Source organism: Colwellia demingiae (assembly GCF_007954275.1).
Taxonomy (GTDB): domain Bacteria; phylum Pseudomonadota; class Gammaproteobacteria; order Enterobacterales; family Alteromonadaceae; genus Colwellia; species Colwellia demingiae.
Genome location: NZ_VOLT01000003.1, coordinates 302,444 through 318,235, shown reverse-complemented (window position 1 = coordinate 318,235; position 15,792 = coordinate 302,444). Strand labels below are relative to the sequence as shown.

General features: G+C 36.1%; 14 protein-coding genes. 8 read left to right on the top strand and 6 right to left on the bottom strand.

The window, feature by feature from the left end; genetic code table 11:
• Positions 1-189: 189 nt before the first annotated feature.
• Complete coding sequence (locus tag ESZ36_RS07060) at positions 190-2,076, bottom strand: tetratricopeptide repeat-containing diguanylate cyclase (protein ID WP_146785557.1); 1,887 nt, start codon at positions 2,074-2,076, stop codon at positions 190-192.
• Between the two features lie 199 nt (positions 2,077-2,275).
• Here ESZ36_RS07060 and ESZ36_RS07055 point away from each other — a divergent pair, with 199 nt between their 5' ends.
• Entirely contained in the window at positions 2,276-5,176 is a 2,901-nt protein-coding gene (locus ESZ36_RS07055) for a M16 family metallopeptidase (protein WP_146785554.1), read from the top strand.
• A 162-nt stretch (positions 5,177-5,338) separates the two neighbouring features.
• Here the strand turns inward: ESZ36_RS07055 and ESZ36_RS07050 are convergent, their stop codons facing one another.
• The 3 genes from ESZ36_RS07050 to ESZ36_RS07040 all read right to left on the bottom strand — a co-directional run bounded on the left by ESZ36_RS07050 (position 5,339) and on the right by ESZ36_RS07040 (position 8,252).
• Positions 5,339-5,989, bottom strand: coding sequence for a metallophosphatase domain-containing protein (locus ESZ36_RS07050; protein WP_246129012.1), 651 nt, complete (start codon positions 5,987-5,989; stop codon positions 5,339-5,341).
• Positions 5,990-6,256: 267 nt separating this feature from the next.
• Positions 6,257-7,186 carry a transporter substrate-binding domain-containing protein gene (locus ESZ36_RS07045; RefSeq protein WP_146785551.1) on the bottom strand — a complete coding sequence of 310 codons (930 nt, stop codon included), beginning with the start codon at positions 7,184-7,186 and terminating at the stop codon, positions 6,257-6,259.
• A gap of 358 nt (positions 7,187-7,544) precedes the next feature.
• A complete protein-coding gene (locus tag ESZ36_RS07040) occupies positions 7,545-8,252 on the bottom strand; it encodes a pirin family protein (protein ID WP_146785548.1) in 708 nt (235 codons plus the stop codon).
• A 208-nt stretch (positions 8,253-8,460) separates the two neighbouring features.
• On the opposite strand from ESZ36_RS07040, the gene ESZ36_RS07035 reads away from it, so the two are divergent.
• The 3 genes from ESZ36_RS07035 (at position 8,461) to ESZ36_RS07025 (ending at position 11,301) form a co-directional block, all read left to right on the top strand.
• Entirely contained in the window at positions 8,461-9,366 is a 906-nt protein-coding gene (locus tag ESZ36_RS07035; protein ID WP_146785546.1) for a LysR family transcriptional regulator, read from the top strand.
• 409 nt (positions 9,367-9,775) lie between these two features.
• A complete protein-coding gene (locus tag ESZ36_RS07030; protein ID WP_146785543.1) occupies positions 9,776-10,171 on the top strand; it encodes a DoxX family protein in 396 nt (131 codons plus the stop codon).
• A 146-nt stretch (positions 10,172-10,317) separates the two neighbouring features.
• Complete coding sequence (locus tag ESZ36_RS07025; protein ID WP_146785540.1) at positions 10,318-11,301, top strand: glutathione S-transferase family protein; 984 nt, start codon at positions 10,318-10,320, stop codon at positions 11,299-11,301.
• Between the two features lie 76 nt (positions 11,302-11,377).
• Here ESZ36_RS07025 and ESZ36_RS07020 read toward each other — a convergent pair whose 3' ends face one another.
• Complete coding sequence (locus ESZ36_RS07020) at positions 11,378-11,716, bottom strand: GIY-YIG nuclease family protein (RefSeq protein ID WP_146785537.1); 339 nt, start codon at positions 11,714-11,716, stop codon at positions 11,378-11,380.
• 288 nt (positions 11,717-12,004) lie between these two features.
• On the opposite strand from ESZ36_RS07020, the gene ESZ36_RS07015 reads away from it, so the two are divergent.
• The 3 genes from ESZ36_RS07015 (at position 12,005) to ESZ36_RS07005 (ending at position 13,613) form a co-directional block, all read left to right on the top strand.
• Positions 12,005-12,409 (top strand): GFA family protein, encoded by a 405-nt coding sequence (locus ESZ36_RS07015; protein WP_146785535.1) that lies wholly within the window; start codon positions 12,005-12,007, stop codon positions 12,407-12,409.
• A gap of 124 nt (positions 12,410-12,533) precedes the next feature.
• Positions 12,534-12,947: an MAPEG family protein gene (locus ESZ36_RS07010; RefSeq protein WP_246129011.1), complete on the top strand. Its 414-nt coding sequence runs from the start codon at positions 12,534-12,536 to the stop codon at positions 12,945-12,947.
• A 105-nt stretch (positions 12,948-13,052) separates the two neighbouring features.
• The gene (locus ESZ36_RS07005; RefSeq protein WP_146785532.1) at positions 13,053-13,613 is read left to right on the top strand and encodes a DUF922 domain-containing Zn-dependent protease; all 561 of its coding nucleotides are present in this window, start codon (positions 13,053-13,055) and stop codon (positions 13,611-13,613) included.
• A gap of 104 nt (positions 13,614-13,717) precedes the next feature.
• On the opposite strand, the gene ESZ36_RS07000 is transcribed toward ESZ36_RS07005, so the two are convergent.
• Positions 13,718-14,788: a CobW family GTP-binding protein gene (locus ESZ36_RS07000; protein WP_146785529.1), complete on the bottom strand. Its 1,071-nt coding sequence runs from the start codon at positions 14,786-14,788 to the stop codon at positions 13,718-13,720.
• A 290-nt stretch (positions 14,789-15,078) separates the two neighbouring features.
• On the opposite strand from ESZ36_RS07000, the gene ESZ36_RS06995 reads away from it, so the two are divergent.
• Positions 15,079-15,696, top strand: coding sequence for a DUF5610 domain-containing protein (locus ESZ36_RS06995; RefSeq protein ID WP_146785526.1), 618 nt, complete (start codon positions 15,079-15,081; stop codon positions 15,694-15,696).
• Positions 15,697-15,792 lie beyond the last annotated feature (96 nt).

Genomic DNA, 15,792 nt, shown 5'->3' with positions numbered 1-15,792 from the left:
AATGGCGAAAAATCATAGTAGAAAATAAGTGGGGTATACTACATTGGAGACGTTAGGTTCCTTGAATATAAAGGTCAACTTACTAGCAGCTAGCGGTCATAATAAGCAATTAAAAATCAAACCATACCTAGTGTCTAGAAAAAATCAGAAAGTCCATAAATAAAGCAAAACGAAAGAGAGGGGGATATTTTATACATGACAAAGTTGATTTCTGCCGTCTTCTTTAGCTTTATACAAATTTTGATCTGCTTGTCTGATGAAGTCTTCAATAGAGAGTGTAGTAGATAGATTTAAAGTATTTATTCCTGCACTAAGTGTTACTACATTGAATTCACTATTCGCATGTTCAATTTTAACACTTTGTATTTTATCAATGATTCTAAGAGAGGCATTTATTGCAACTTCGGAGTTACAGTTATAAAAAATGATAGCAAATTCTTCTCCGCCATATCTGTATACTTTGTCCTCATCCCTGATATTATTTTTAATAATATCAGCTACTTTAGTGAGGGCTTTATCTCCAGCGATATGGCCATAAGAATCGTTGTACAATTTAAAAAAATCAATATCGGCTATTAGGATGTGAGATAGATTATTTACCTTTTCTTTGTTATCCCATAATGACTTAATGTCCTCATCGAAGCACCTTCGGTTTTTTATTTTTGTTAACCCATCTAAATATGATAAATCTAGTAATTTTTCATTGGCTTTTTTTAACTCGTTTGTTCGTTTATTTACTTGATTCTCTAGTGAATTCTTTATTTTTTTATCTACCATCTTTCTATAGAATAAAAAGATAATAATTGCTGTAAATGCTACAGAGATGAAGGTTATATTTTTAAATCGACTTTCGCTTTCTCTTTCTAATTTGTTCAGTTTTTCTTTATTTTTCAAATTCACCAATTCTAGCTTTAATTGATTAGATTCGAATTTTGCTAATTGATTATTAAAATTTACATTGTATTTATTCCTGATATTAATAAAGTACTTTTGATAAAGGTCTATTGCTTTGAATGTTTCACCTGTTGCCATTAACAGTAAAGATTGAACCCCATTATTAACCGTGGAGAGTTTTTCATTTTTAAGTGTTTTTATGTGGTCATTACTTGTCTGAATGGTTTTAAGCGCTAAGTCTATTTCCCCAAGCGCTAATTGTGCTTTTGATAATGTATATAGCCCTCCAATGTAAGCTCTGTTGTGATTAGCTATTGTTGCGTATTCTATTGCTTCTAAGGCATATCTTTTAGTTTTTAAAGGTTGTAAAAGCTCTATATATACATCTGAAATATTATGTAATGCCGCACTCAAGTTATAGTAATCTTTCTTTTCTCGATAGTGGGCTATTACTTTGTGTGAAATAGCTAATGCCTCATCAAATTGTTCATTTTTTTTAAGAGCTACAACTAAGTCGGCATAAGCCATAAATAATCCACTCTCATCTTCAATTAATAGCCTTTCAGTAATCACTTCATTTAGTATCTCGATAGCGTTTATTGAAAGACCTAAATTAATATACAAGCCCGCAATATTGTATTTTATATCTATCTTATCCATAGCTGAGCCATATTTTTGATATAAGGTATTAGCCATTTTGAAATATTCAAGTGCATCAATTGACTGTTTATTTCGTGAATATGCGAGAGCTATATTGCTTAATAAATTAGCTCTAAGAATAGGATGTTGAATTGCATCGTAATAAAAAATAGCTTTCTTGTAATATTCGATAGCGGCATCGATATCAGCTTTTAAATAATACATAACGCCTACATTCTTGAGGGCTTTACCTAACTCAAGATGGAATTTGTTTTTTTGCGCAAGTGCTACCGATTTTTTCGCAAATAACAGAGCATCATCTAAATTTCCCTGTGAATAATAGTGAATAGTTAGCGTATCTAATACTAAGAACTGTTCATTTGCACTTAAAGACTTAATATCAAGTAATTCTAATAATCCCTCTGTTTTTTGAATTTCATTAGCTAACAATTGAATTTCTTCAATTTGTTTGTTGATGGGTTTAGCGTAGGAATTAAAGCTGAGAGAAAGTAAGGAAAAACAAATAATAATAAATTTGAACATTAGCTATATCTCAGCATTTAGAGCGGACTAATAATATGATTAATAATGAATAGTATGTCTAGTTAAATCACTCATAATTCCTCTTGTTATTAGTATGTAATCAATTTGTTACATTATGGTGTTAGTTATCATCGGAAAACTAATGAATAATTTCTCATATTTGCATAAGATATAGCGATAAATAATATAGGGATCTACTATGAAAAAGAAATATTTGGCAGTCGTAATAGCCGCAAGTTTAGCGTTATCCGCCTGTATGGCAACCAGTTCAGACTCTGTTTCTGACACTGCTAAGAGCGCGTCCACACAATCATCAGAAAATAGTGCGAATAAAGTCTTTAGCCAAAAGTACTTATTTAAAGAGTTGTCTAATGGTTTACGTGTATTAGTGGTTAAAACAGATTATCCAGATCTTGTTTCAGTACAAATCCCCGTGTCTGTAGGTTCTCGTGATGAAGACGAAGCAGGTAAAACCGGCTTTGCGCATTTCTTTGAACATATGATGTTTAAAGGTTCAGATAAATTTCCACAAGATGTGTATTCAGACTTATTTAAAAATGCCGGTGTTGATAATGGTGCTTATACGACCAACGATTACACCAACTATCACTTAGATTTTTCTAAAGATCACTTAGATAAAGTATTAGAGATCCAAGCGGATCATTTTAAAAACCTTACTTACACCGATGCACAATTTAAAACGGAAGCATTAACGGTAAAAGGTGAATATTTAAAAAATAATGCTAGCCCAACGCGTAAGCTATTAGCGGCTGTTCGAAAAGAAGCATTCGATACCCATACCTATAAACACACCACAATGGGATTTTTTGAAGATGTAGAAGCAATGCCTAATCAAATTGCTTACGGTGAAAAGTTCTTTAATCAGTTTTATAAACCAGAATATGTTTCTTTAGTGATTGTTGGTGATGTTGATCCACAAGCAACGATGGCGATGGTAGAAAAGCATTGGGGTACTTGGCAAAAAGGTGATTTTGTTAATGATATTGCAGAAGAGCCAAAGCAAGAGGCACCTAAATATGTTCATGAGAAATTTGATGGCTTACCGGGTCATTGGTTATTAGTTTCTTATAAAGGAGCTGATTGGCAACCGAAGAAAAAAGATCGTGCTGCTTTAGATTTAATTTCTGAATTATACTTTTCAAATAACTCAGCATTGTATCAAGAACTAGTGGTAGACAAGCAGTTGGCAAGCCAAATGTTTAACTACAATCCAGAAACAAAAGATGCTGGTTTACGTCACGTCTTCATTAAAGTGAATGATGAAAAAGATTTAGCAACGGTGCGTGATGCGGTAAATCGCACTTATGCACAAGTGCGTACTGAACTAGTTTCAGAACAAAAGCTTGATAACTTAAAATCTAATTTAAAATATAGCTTTGTGAATAGCTTAGATTCTTCAGAATCTATTGCGGCAACACTTGCCAGTTATATGCACTTTGATCGTGATCCAGAAACGATCAACCACCTCTATAATAGTTTTGACAATATTTCGGCTGACGATATCAAACGTATCGCCAATCAATATTTTATTGATGAAAACCGTACCACGGTGACGTTATCAGCATTAGATAATGTTGCTGGCTTTGACCAAGAAGTTGACTTAAACGACGCTGTAGCAGCCATTGAATTGAAAAACTCTCAACCTAGCACGCCGCAGTTTTCAGTATTAGATAAAACGAATGACTCGCCGTTGATTGATGTTAACTTCCTCTTTTATACAGGTGCAGCAGCAGATCCTGTAGGTAAGAAGGGGGTGGCAGCATTGACCGCGCGCATGTTAACCCAAGGTGGTTCAGAAACGCGTAGCTATAAAGACATTAAGAAAGGTTTATATCCTTTAGCCGGACAGTTTTCATCTCAGCTTGATAAAGAAATGATGTCATTTACTGGTCGAGTTCACAAAGACAATGCTGTGCAGTGGTATCAACTAATCAGTGATCAATTATTGAATCCTGGTTGGCGTGAAGATGACTTTAAGCGTCTGAAAAAAGAGTTAATTGATGGTATTAAATCAGGCCTTAAATCTTCTAATGATGAAGAGTTAGGTAAAGAGGTGCTTTATAGCGAACTTTATCAGGGCCATGTTTATGAAAACTTTAATAGTGGTGATTTATCTGATTTAGAAGCAATTACAATTGAAGATGTTAAAGCTTTCTACAGCGCTCAACTTACACAAGCTAAATTACACTTAGGTATTACTGGCGCTATGCCTAGTGCTTTAAAAGCACAGTTAATGACTGATTTAACAGCATTGCCTGTTGGTGATGAAAAGCGTTTAATTATTGCTAAAGCCCCTGTTCTAAAAGGTCATCATGCGACAATTGTTGAAAAGAACGCGCAATCAACTGCAGTCTCTTTTGGGTTCCCAATCGATACTGTTCGCAGTGACGAAGATTGGGCGGCACTTTGGTTAGTACGCTCGTACTTTGGCGAGCACCGTAGTTCTAACAGCTACTTGTATCAACAAATACGCCAAGCGCGCGGTATGAACTATGGTGATTATTCTTACATTGAATATTTCCCACGTGGTATGTACCAAACCAAGCCTGATGCGAACTTAGGCCGCTCAAGTCAGATTTTCCAAGTTTGGTTACGTCCTTTACGTTCGAATAATGATGCGCATTTTGCAACACGTGCCGCTTTGTTTGAATTGGACAAGTTGATTGAAAATGGCATGAGTGAAAAAGACTTTCAGGCAACACGTAATTATTTAACTAACTATGCTCCGCAATTAGTTGCTAGCCAAGATCAGCAGTTAGGTTATGCGCTTGATAGTGAGTTTTATCAAACAGAAGAGTTTGTTAAGTACGTACGTGGAGAGTTTGCAAAACTTACCTTAGCCGATGTGAACCGTGTTATTAAAGAGAACTTACAAACAGATGATATTCACTATGTTTTCATTTCAAGCGATGGTAAAGATATGCAGCAACGTTTGTTGTCTGAGCAAGTATCACCGTTGAAATATAACAGTGAAAAACCTGCGGAGCTTTTAGCTACTGATAAAGTTATCGAAAGCTACAAGTTAACGTTGCCGGCGAAAAATGTTGAAGTGATTGCGGTAGATAAGGTGTTTAAATAAGGGTTTTAAATAAGCCTTAACCATAACTCAGTACCCAAATTAAGTATTGAATTAACCTTGATAAAACACCACGCTTGCCGTGGTGTTTTTGTTTCTAGTCTTAAATGAAAGTGAGTAGCAGCAATGACTGGTACCAGTCATTACTAGGCCGACTTAGATAAATTAACCGACTGTAAATACAATGGGAGCATTAGTCGATTTGTAGCGCTCATTAGTTACGCTGGCATTGATAAACTTAATACCTTGGCATAAAACTTCGCCATACCCTTCATGAATATGTCCGCAGATGTGCACTTTGGGTTTTATTTCTTTAATCTTACTTAGTAGATTTTCACAACCGGCATTTTCACCGCTATAAATTATATCTAATATGCCAAAAGCGGGTCCGTGGGTAATGAGTACATCCACATCGTTATTTATCAGGTCCCATTTCTTTTGTATCTCTTTGCCGCGCCCTAAGTTAAAAGCCCAGTTCTGAAACTTTGGTTGCCATGGGGATCCGTAAAATATATGCCCCTCTATTTCTATCGATTGATCTTCTAAATAAACAGCATTGCTTAGTATTTTTAAACTGGCTTCTTTTTGACGCTCTAAACACCAGTCGTGATTGCCAGCAATAATGATTTTATGTTGATGAGGTTGCTCACCTAGCCACTGATTGAACTCCTTGAGTTCAGATAACTTTCCGTGCCTAGTAATGTCTCCAGCATGAATGAGAACATCACCATCCGGAATTTCTAGATTGCTGTACATACCATGTGTGTCAGAAATAGCGATGCACTTTAGTTTTTTATTCATTGTGAAGAACCTCATACCTTATCTGCTAAACATTTATTCGAAACAGGGCTGGGCTAAGGTTAAAGCACGCTGAGTGCTTTCGCATCTGTCTCGCAGTCTACTGACCTATACATTTATAATATAAACAGGCTCTTTTTGCTATGTAAGCTTTTAGCAAAAAATAAAGAGTTTGGCGGGTTACTTCACTTTGGCTGTTGTCACTACGATGCTATGCAAAGCATCAAAATCAAGTTAACTATCAATGCAGCAGACAGAGTACGGCAGGGATACTCACCGATAGCGTTATTTAGAAGAGTTAATGTATCGTTTTTCAGAGAAGTTCTCAGCTAGAAATAATTGTAAATCAACGAGTTGTTTGTCTGAGAACCATTTTTTGTGTGCTTGATAATAGTCTTTAGTTTGATAAATTTCGGCTAATATTTTATTAATATCGTTAATAACAAGTTGGCCGAATTGACTCTTTGAACAGTTGAAATGTGCAATAAGGTAAGGAGGTGCTCCGGCAATAGTATATTGTTCTATCAGCTGCTTTTGTGCTTCATTTGGGGTTATATCCACAGGTAAGGAGAGTACAAAATCAACGCGTGATTTATATAACATGGACGAGAGTGCCACAACTCGCTTATTGCCACCACGGTAATAAATATTTTCGGGTTTTATTTTTTGTATTTGTTGATCAAGAAAAATCCCAAAAGACACATCCTGTGCAATACCCAGAGTTTTTTCAGGCAATAACTTAAATACACTGGCAAGATCTTTGATTTCTCCCTCAGCATTAAATAATTGCTTTGGTAAGGCTGACGTTTGATCAAAGCGATAAAGTTTATGGGTTAGGTAAAAGCTTTGAGGATCTGAAAACAGCGAATATTGTCTGCGCTCTGGTGTCTCTGCTCTATTGGCCACGCAGGAATTTTCGTTTGTATGCAATACTCGGTTCATGCGACTTGCGGTCACTCGTTCAATTTTAACATTATATTGTGTTAATTTTTGAATGACTAAGTTTTCAATATAAGAAGCGGTAGACGTTTCAGCAGAGGTTTTAGCTAATAGATCTATATTTTCAATTTTGTCTTCTACTAACCAAATGATTTTTTCCTTGTGCACTTGTTCATGAACATGATTACTTTGCGCGCTAGTGCTAAAAAATGCGCCAATAAAAAGTGCAAGAGTAATGAAGGAGCTTATCATTGGTGGCGGGGAAAGTAGATTCAAGGGAAACGTCTGCTGAGTATAACTTCTGTCTATTTTAACTTTATTTTATTTAATTAAATAGCTTCGATAGTTTAAAAATCACTCTTTATGGGAATTTTGTGTGTAATTGTTATGAGTAATATTCGCTGTTGTGTAAGGCTTAATTTACTCAGTTTTCTCATGGGTAAGTTAACTGCTTGTTACTTTGGTTAAAGTTCCTTAACTTGCCGCTGAAGTAACATGGGTATATAAACTAGGGTACGTTGTTCATCATGCCTGATGAACAACGTTGAACAACGTTGAACATAGTTGAACACTATTATTGTTTTTTTCATTCACTTTGACATGAATTGCAGGATTCATTACAGCAGTTTAATGCTTATTCTATGGTGTCGATAATAATAATCTCACAATCTGTAGCGGCTCTTAATAGTATTGAACTCGATTGATTGATTTCTGCACCATCACCTTTGTTCATCGTTATACTTGTTGAGCTGTCTTCCACTTTGAACATGCCATCAGAGGCTAATATGTAAGCTTGATGTTTTATGTCATGCTCAATCAGGGTACCTTTAGCTAATTTACCGCCATAGATGCGCGCTTCTTGGTTGATAAAAAGAGCTTTATTTATATCTTCAGGGTAACCCGATGCTAATAACGTAAGTACAGATGCCTGCTTAGTCGGGAATTTCTTACTTTCCCAGCGAGGCGTTACATTATTTTTATTGGTTTCAATCCAAATTTGATAAAAGGTTAACGGGTCTTTGGTGCGGTTATATTCTGAATGCACTATACCTGTTCCGGCACTCATCACTTGTACCTCACCTGTTTTAGTTACGCCTTTATTACCCGTGCTGTCTTGATGGGTAATTTCACCTGAGCGAATAAAACTAATAATTTCCATATTTCGATGTGGGTGGGAAGGAAAGCCCATGCCGGGCTCAACCCAGTCGTCATTGACTACACGTAACTTTCCAAAACCCATGCGAGTAGGATTGTAGTAATTAGCAAAGCTAAAGTGATGCTTAGATTTGAGCCAACCGTGATTGGCGCCACCAAGACTCTTATAGGGATAATTTTTGATCATAATAGAAAACTCTCCAATAAATTTTTGTTCGTCGTTTGAGCCATTTGATGCTCCACGTTTATCTTAAAAATAGTCTGTTCAACCAGCAGATTGTGATTGAACCTTGATGAACAAATATTAATTGTTTACATTATGAGAATAAACATCAGTTAACTGAAAACATAGTTAACCAAATGGAAATAATCTTTCTGATCATCTTGGAGGTGATATGGGACAACTTGAAGATATGTATATTTTTCTGCGTGTTGTTGAAACGGGCAGCATTACCAAAGCAGCAGAACAGATGAATATCGCTAAGTCATCGGTAAGTAAGCGCTTATCTTTGTTAGAACAGAAGTTAGGTATTAAGTTAATAAATCGTACCACCCGAAAGTCTAGTATTACCGAAGCTGGACAGCGTTATTACCAACGCAGTAAATTAATTATTGATGAAGTGGATGAATTAAACAGTCAAACGTCGAGCAGTAAAAGAGCATTAGAGGGCACACTAAATATTGCGGTACCGCTATCGTTTGGGCTTACTCATTTGGCTCCGGCGCTCGATTTGTTTTTGCAGCAGCATAGCGATTTAAAGCTGAACATTAATTTCTCAGATCAAAAAATAGATATTGTTGAGCAGGGCGTTGATTTGGCTTTTCGCATTGGCCTGTTAGATAACTCTAGCTTGCAAGCCCGAAAAATAGCGCCGATAAAACATGTGTTATGTGCGAGTCCTGACTATTTAAAATTACATGGTGAGCCACAGATGCCAAGTGATTTAAAGCACCATAAAGTGATTAAATATGGCAGTTCTGACCAAGGTGGTCTGAAATTAATAAGTAAAGATGGTGAAGAACATACTGTGCATTTTGAGCCACATATTATCGCTAATAATGGTGACTTTCTTAAATCATTGGCTGAATCAAACCACGGGATCACCTATCTACCGAGTTTTATCGTATGGCAATCATTAGCAACTAAAAAACTAGTACCTGTATTAGCCGATCATAAACTACATAGTATGTATGCTTATGCCGTTTATCCGCCCAACAGACACCTACCGCTGAAAGTGCGTAGTTTGATCGATTTTTTGGTTGAACGCTTTGGTAACGATCCATACTGGGATCAGTATTGAGTTAACTACGGTGTTTTTTGAATTAAAATGAAGGTATTGCCTTGGCAATATCTTCTTTATCTACTTTATATCTCCCCTAAGTATTCTTTCGTACATTCTATACGACACTATTTTTCTTCTTAAGCAGCTAAGTCACTCTCTTTTCGATAACCTTTTCAATAGCCTCTTAATTGCCTTCTTAATAGCTTTCTCATTAACCAAGTAAACACCTCACTAAATTGGCTAGTAAGTTTCAGTCTTACTCGTACTATTGTTCTCAAAATAGGGACAATGTTTTCTTATTTGTCATGTTTATCCTTATTTTGATTACTTATAAGATAGCAACATCAATCAAGCGAGTCGTTTACACAAGACTTAAACAATTATAAATAACACGTTATTTTTACTTAATTAAATTTGGATATTTACCATGAATACTTTACAAACTATTGCTGCACCAACAGGTCGTTTATTGCTAGCCATTATGTTCTTTACATCGGGGCTTACTAAAATATCGCAATATGCGGGAACACAAGGTTATATGGAAGCTATGGGAGTCCCTGGTTTTTTATTACCTTTGGTTATTTTAGTTGAAGCGGTGGGTGGCTTAGCAATTATTCTAGGCTGGAAAACAAAATATGCTGCCATTGCTTTAGCCGGTTTTAGCATACTTTCAGCATTACTATTTCATGCAGACTTTAGTAGTCAGGCAGAAATGACCAACTTCATGAAAAACATTGCTATTGCGGGTGGTTTTTTAACATTGTTTGTTCATGGTCCAGGTGCTTTTGCTTTAGATAATCGTGTGAACAAAAACCGTGTTTAATCGACGTTAAATAAACAATCGCATTAACGATACCTTTATCCGTATCACAACAATTAAGTGAAGTGGTAATAGCACAAAACGCGAGTATCCACTTTACTTGTTATATATGCACATAATTTATAGTTAGAAAATTTGAGGAGAAAACAATGGGACTTTTAGTTGAAGGAAAATGGAAAAACGAATGGTACGAAACAAAATCTACCGGCGGTCGTTTTGAACGCAAGGCACCTAGCTTTCGCAATTGGGTGACTAAAGACGGTAGTGCTGGAATATCAGGTGTTGGTGGCTTTAAAGCCGAGCCTAATCGCTACCATTTATATGTATCTTTAGCGTGTCCTTGGGCACATCGCACCATTATCTATCGCAAACTTAAAGGTTTAGAAGGCATGATTTCTATGTCGGTAGTGAATGCTTTTATGGGAGATGAAGGTTGGACCTTTGCAGCTGGCGAAGGTGTGATAGCCGACCCTATTTTGAACGCAATTAACGTGCATGAAATATATACCGCTGCTCAGGCTGATTACACTGGGCGAGTAACAGTGCCAATTTTATGGGATAAGAAAACAAATACCATTGTAAGTAATGAATCACCTGAAATTATTCGCATGTTTAATTCGGCATTTGATGACGTTGGTGCATTACCCGGAGACTTTTCACCACCGGCATTATTAGCAGAAATCGATGAGCTTAATGAATTCATTTATCCAACGATTAATAACGGTGTCTATCGCGCTGGTTTTGCCACAACACAAGAAGCTTATGAAGAAGCGGTTACTGAAGTATTTAGTGCGCTTGATACCTTGGAAGTACGATTAGAAAAAAGTCGTTATTTAACCGGTAACGCTATAACTGAGGCTGACTGGCGATTATTTACCACGTTAGTACGCTTTGATGCTGTTTATGTAGGGCATTTTAAATGTAATTTACGTCGCATTGTCGACTATCCAAGTATTTGGGGTTATTTACGAGATCTTTACCAAGTACCGGGCATTGAAGAAACAGTGGCAATGCATTATATCAAAACGCATTACTACGGTAGTCACGAAACGATTAACCCAACACGGGTAATACCTGTTGGACCTGAACTTGACTTTCACACGCCTCATGGACGTGAACAACTATTCGCTTAACGTGAAGTTTTAATGGTAGTGGAAACCCTTAACATTGAGCGCATAACTGCACCAGTGTTGAGGGATTAACAGCCGTTTAATGAATGCTTAAAACAGGTATTTTCATCAGTTCTCTTTTTAATACACTTTTTGCTATTTCTGGAGAAACTTCATAAAACTCATTAACGTATTGTTCAGCAACGAAATGCTTTCTTAGCTGTTTTTTAATCTGACATGGGTTGTTGCACGGCAAAGAAAAATACAATTTATAATTACCAGGACCTTTCGCAGAAAGCTTTTTGGCATACTCTTCAGTGTCATCAGGGGTACAGCCAATTTTAATCACATTTGAGAAAGTTGAATGGGTCATTATATAGACATTGCCAAAAGAAACGTTGTCACCGGGTATGCTCTGTTGTGAATTATCCATACTCATAAGTAAGCTCTCATTGACGAATAAACGGTGGAGCTTTCTTCGTCTTTTTTTATTAGTTAAATCTCTTATCAATAGGGCTACTTTAGCGTGTGTACGTATTGGAAATATTGATCTTCTCTTGTTTTGTCTTTCTTGATCAACTATTCGAAGGTGGAGTTGATACGGATCAATGATCCGTTGTAAAGGTGATGATTATTGGGATTGGAATGGGATTGGTATTTTATATGGCATATTACTGTGAAGTCTCCATAATGAGCTTTTAAGTGCAATCATTACGGATGGAGTCTAATGTCTAAAATCACAGGTAGTTGCTTATGCGGTAAGATCGTTTTTGAGAGCAATAATAATTTTGACCAATTCCACCTTTGTCATTGTATTCAGTGTCAAAAGACAACCGGCTCTGCTCATGCTTCAAATCTATTTACCAAACCTGATAACATTACATGGTTGAGTGGCACTGAGTTAGTTAAACGTTTTGATGTTCCAGGTAGAGCAATATCTAAAGCTTTTTGTACTGAGTGTGGATGTGGAGTGCCTTATCTTTCGGGTTCAGGCAAAGCTTTGGTTGTTCCTGCTGGTTGCCTAGATGGTAATCCTGAAATAGCGCCTCAAGATAATATTTTCTGCTCTGAAAAAGTAAAGTGGTACGATAAAGCTATTTGTGCAAAATCATTTGAACAATTCCCAGAGTAAATTGTACTTAACAAATCACTAAAGAAGGAAAATACAGTTTACTGTTTTCGTTCCTCATCATTTTTGCAAATTATTATTAGCGCCTTAAATGTGCGTTATATTTTTATTCAGAGGTTTAATTTACATGACGGCTTATTTGTTATATCCAATGTTTTTAATGGTGCTTTTAACTTTTACTGTTGGTTTTTTAACTGTAAGAGCTCGGTTTGCTAGCGTAAAAGATGGTGATGTAAAAGCAAAATATTATCGCTTAATGAGTGGTCAGGATGTACCTGAGTTTATTACAAAAACCACTCGAAATTTTAATAATCAATTTGAAATACCGACTTTATTTTATGTGGTATGCACCTTGTATATTAGCTTTGGTATCGAAAGTTTTCTTGCTTTAGTATGTGCTTGGCTATTTGTTATTTTGCGTATAGTACATTCATATATTCACTTAACCTACAATCACGTAATGCATCGCATGCTTACATTTTTTGCAGCATTTATTTGCGTTATGGTTCTTTGGGTAAATCTATTAGTACAAAAAATATAACACAATATAAATAGAGAAACGTAGCTGTTGGCTACGTTTAGCTACACAATTTTAGTCAACCACTACTTAGCCACTTATTAGCGCTTATTCTACAAGGAGGGTGTTGTGAAAATCCTGCTGATGATCTCTATATTTTTATCATTCTATTCACGTGCAGAAACTAAGATTGTAGAAGAATTTCTATTTTACGAAGTAGCCCCAACCTCTAAAGGCGACTTAATGGAGGTTTTGAATCTCACTTCTCCAATCAGAGAAAATGGTGATGTTTTTCATGGCTACACTAAATACGAAATTAACTGGCGATTCTGGTGGAAGTCTACTAATAATCAATGTGTTTTTACTAAAGTCGAAACAACATTAAAGCTAAAGTATACGATGCCTCAGCTTAAGTCTTCAATATCAGATGTTAGAGTCGTTTGGTCTAATTGGTATCCCAATTTAGAAGCACATGAGAAAGGGCATGGAAAATTAGCGAAAGATGCAGCATATGAAATAGATAAAAATTTACTTTCTATTAGTCCTAAAGCCAATTGTAATCTATTAAAAAAAGAGGGAAATAAAGTCGCTTATAAATTAATGGATAAATTAAAAAAAGCTAATAAGGAGTATGACATCAAAACAAACCATGGTGAGACTCAAAATGCTTGGCTATATTTACATTTGTAGTATAAAAATCTATTAAGATAATAAAAAGCATATTTTTCAACGCTCGATAGTGACGATGCACCCACATTAGTAAAGCGCTACATCGTCGTTTCAATTGTGAATAATTATAGAAAGTCTTTCTTTAGCATTAATAATTGTTCACTAGTGAGGTTATTTAAAGCACTTTTGTTGGTATCGATTAACTCAATACGGCTATCCTTTGAATCAGTGATTTTGTTGCAACTAAATTCACTGCCTGCCTTATTAAAGGAATAACTTCCTTGCTCGGTAATTACCACACCTTTAACACGTGCAAGGCTCAATGACGTTATTAATGTTATCAATTGCTGGTAGTCAAAAGTGTACTTATCGGAAAAAACCCAACCTTTACTGAAATAACCCTCGCCATGATTATTTAACTCAATAAATCCCTCTTGTGCTAGTTTCGTTTGTAGTGCTTGACTCTGCTCACGTTCTTTTTTATAACCGATTTCAATCTCATGTGAACTCTCTTGTAAAGAGGAGGCCGCAATACCAATAATCGGTTTGCTTACTATAACTGTTTTAGGTTGTTGTACTAACCAATTAGGATCAATTTTACCTTGCTGCATTAGGTGTAATGGCTTATCTGTTAGCTTATTGTCGGAAATAAAAGATGATAAGTTTTCTTCATCTTGTGCTGAATAGGTATCTGCTTTTGCCGCTAAGATAGTGTCTGCTACTTTGAGTTGTTGCACAAATGATGGATGCTTTGTGTAGCGCTCATCAATAAGATTTCGAGCATCGACTAAACAGAGTATTGACTGAAGGGATATTGTTTCTTGAAATTTGCCCTTGGTTAATACTTCAACTACTTCTTTTGGGTGACCTAAACCTGTTGGCTCTATAAGTAGTCTGTCAGGTTTTGATTTAGTAATGAGTTGATTTAATGCGACTTGCATAGGCACGCCAGAGGCACAGCACATACAACCGCCAGGTACTTCACGAATAAACACCCCTTTTTCATTACTATTACCATCGAGTAGTGCAGAGTCTATCCCTATTTCACCAAACTCATTGACGAGTACAGCCCAGTTTTCATCTTTGGGTTTATTAGCAAGTAATTGCAATATCGCGGTAGTTTTTCCTACACCTAAAAATCCGGTAATGAGGGTAGTGGGGATGGCTGAAATTTTTGGCGATATCTGGGTGAACATGAAATTTTACTCGGCTTAAGGCAAAGGTTAATGAAGAAAATAGTACTGTGGATGTTCGATAGTTTGTGTATAAATACTATCACAAGCTTATCATTCTTTAATGTAGTGTTTATTGGGACCATCTTAATAACACTCTGATTTGAGCGTAGAGTATGACGATTAGACTCCTGATAAGTAGAATAATAATTTGCTGTCTTAATCTATAGAATTTGACGCTTAAGTTATAGTTCGCCGTGCCGATACTCTTATACATGTTTCAATAAACTCTTTGATAAATAGAGGTAGATATTATGCACTCTCCAATTAAACCCAATGCTACTTTTAGCCAAGATGTTCGATCTTTAGCAAAAGCGCAGGATAAAAAAGAAAATGGGCCCATGGGCCAACAAGTATCGGATCTTGCACATGAGAAAAAAATAGGGGAGGTACAAGAGCCTATTTCTGTCAGTAATAAAAAAATCCTTAACGCAGCTATTATTGAGTCTACACTGAAGTTCAGTAATACAGTTGGTGATAAACCATTGTCACTGCTGTTAAAAACCGCCTTACAGGGAATAAACGAAGCACTTAAAGAGGGCGGAGTTGAAAGTAACGTTGAAGATGCTTATGAGTCAGGCATTGACTTTAGTCCTGAAGCGACGGCTGAGCGTATTGTTTCGTTCAGCACTCAGTTATTAGGCTCTTATCGAGAGCAACACCCGGAAATGGATGCAGAAGAGTCGTTAGCGAGTTTTGTTGATATTATTGGTGGTGGTATTGAACAAGGTTTTAGTGAGGCCAAAGATATACTTGGTAATTTAAAAGTATTAGAGGGGGATATTTCCAATAATATTGATAAAACCTATGAGTTGGTGCAACAAGGATTACAATCTTTTGTCGACTCTTTTAGTCAGGCAGAAGAAGAGTAACCCTAGGTAATTTCAAGAAAATTAGCTAGGACACTGCCTGTTAATTGATAAGCTTATATTACGTAATGTTAATAAAATAGATATTATGAAAACATA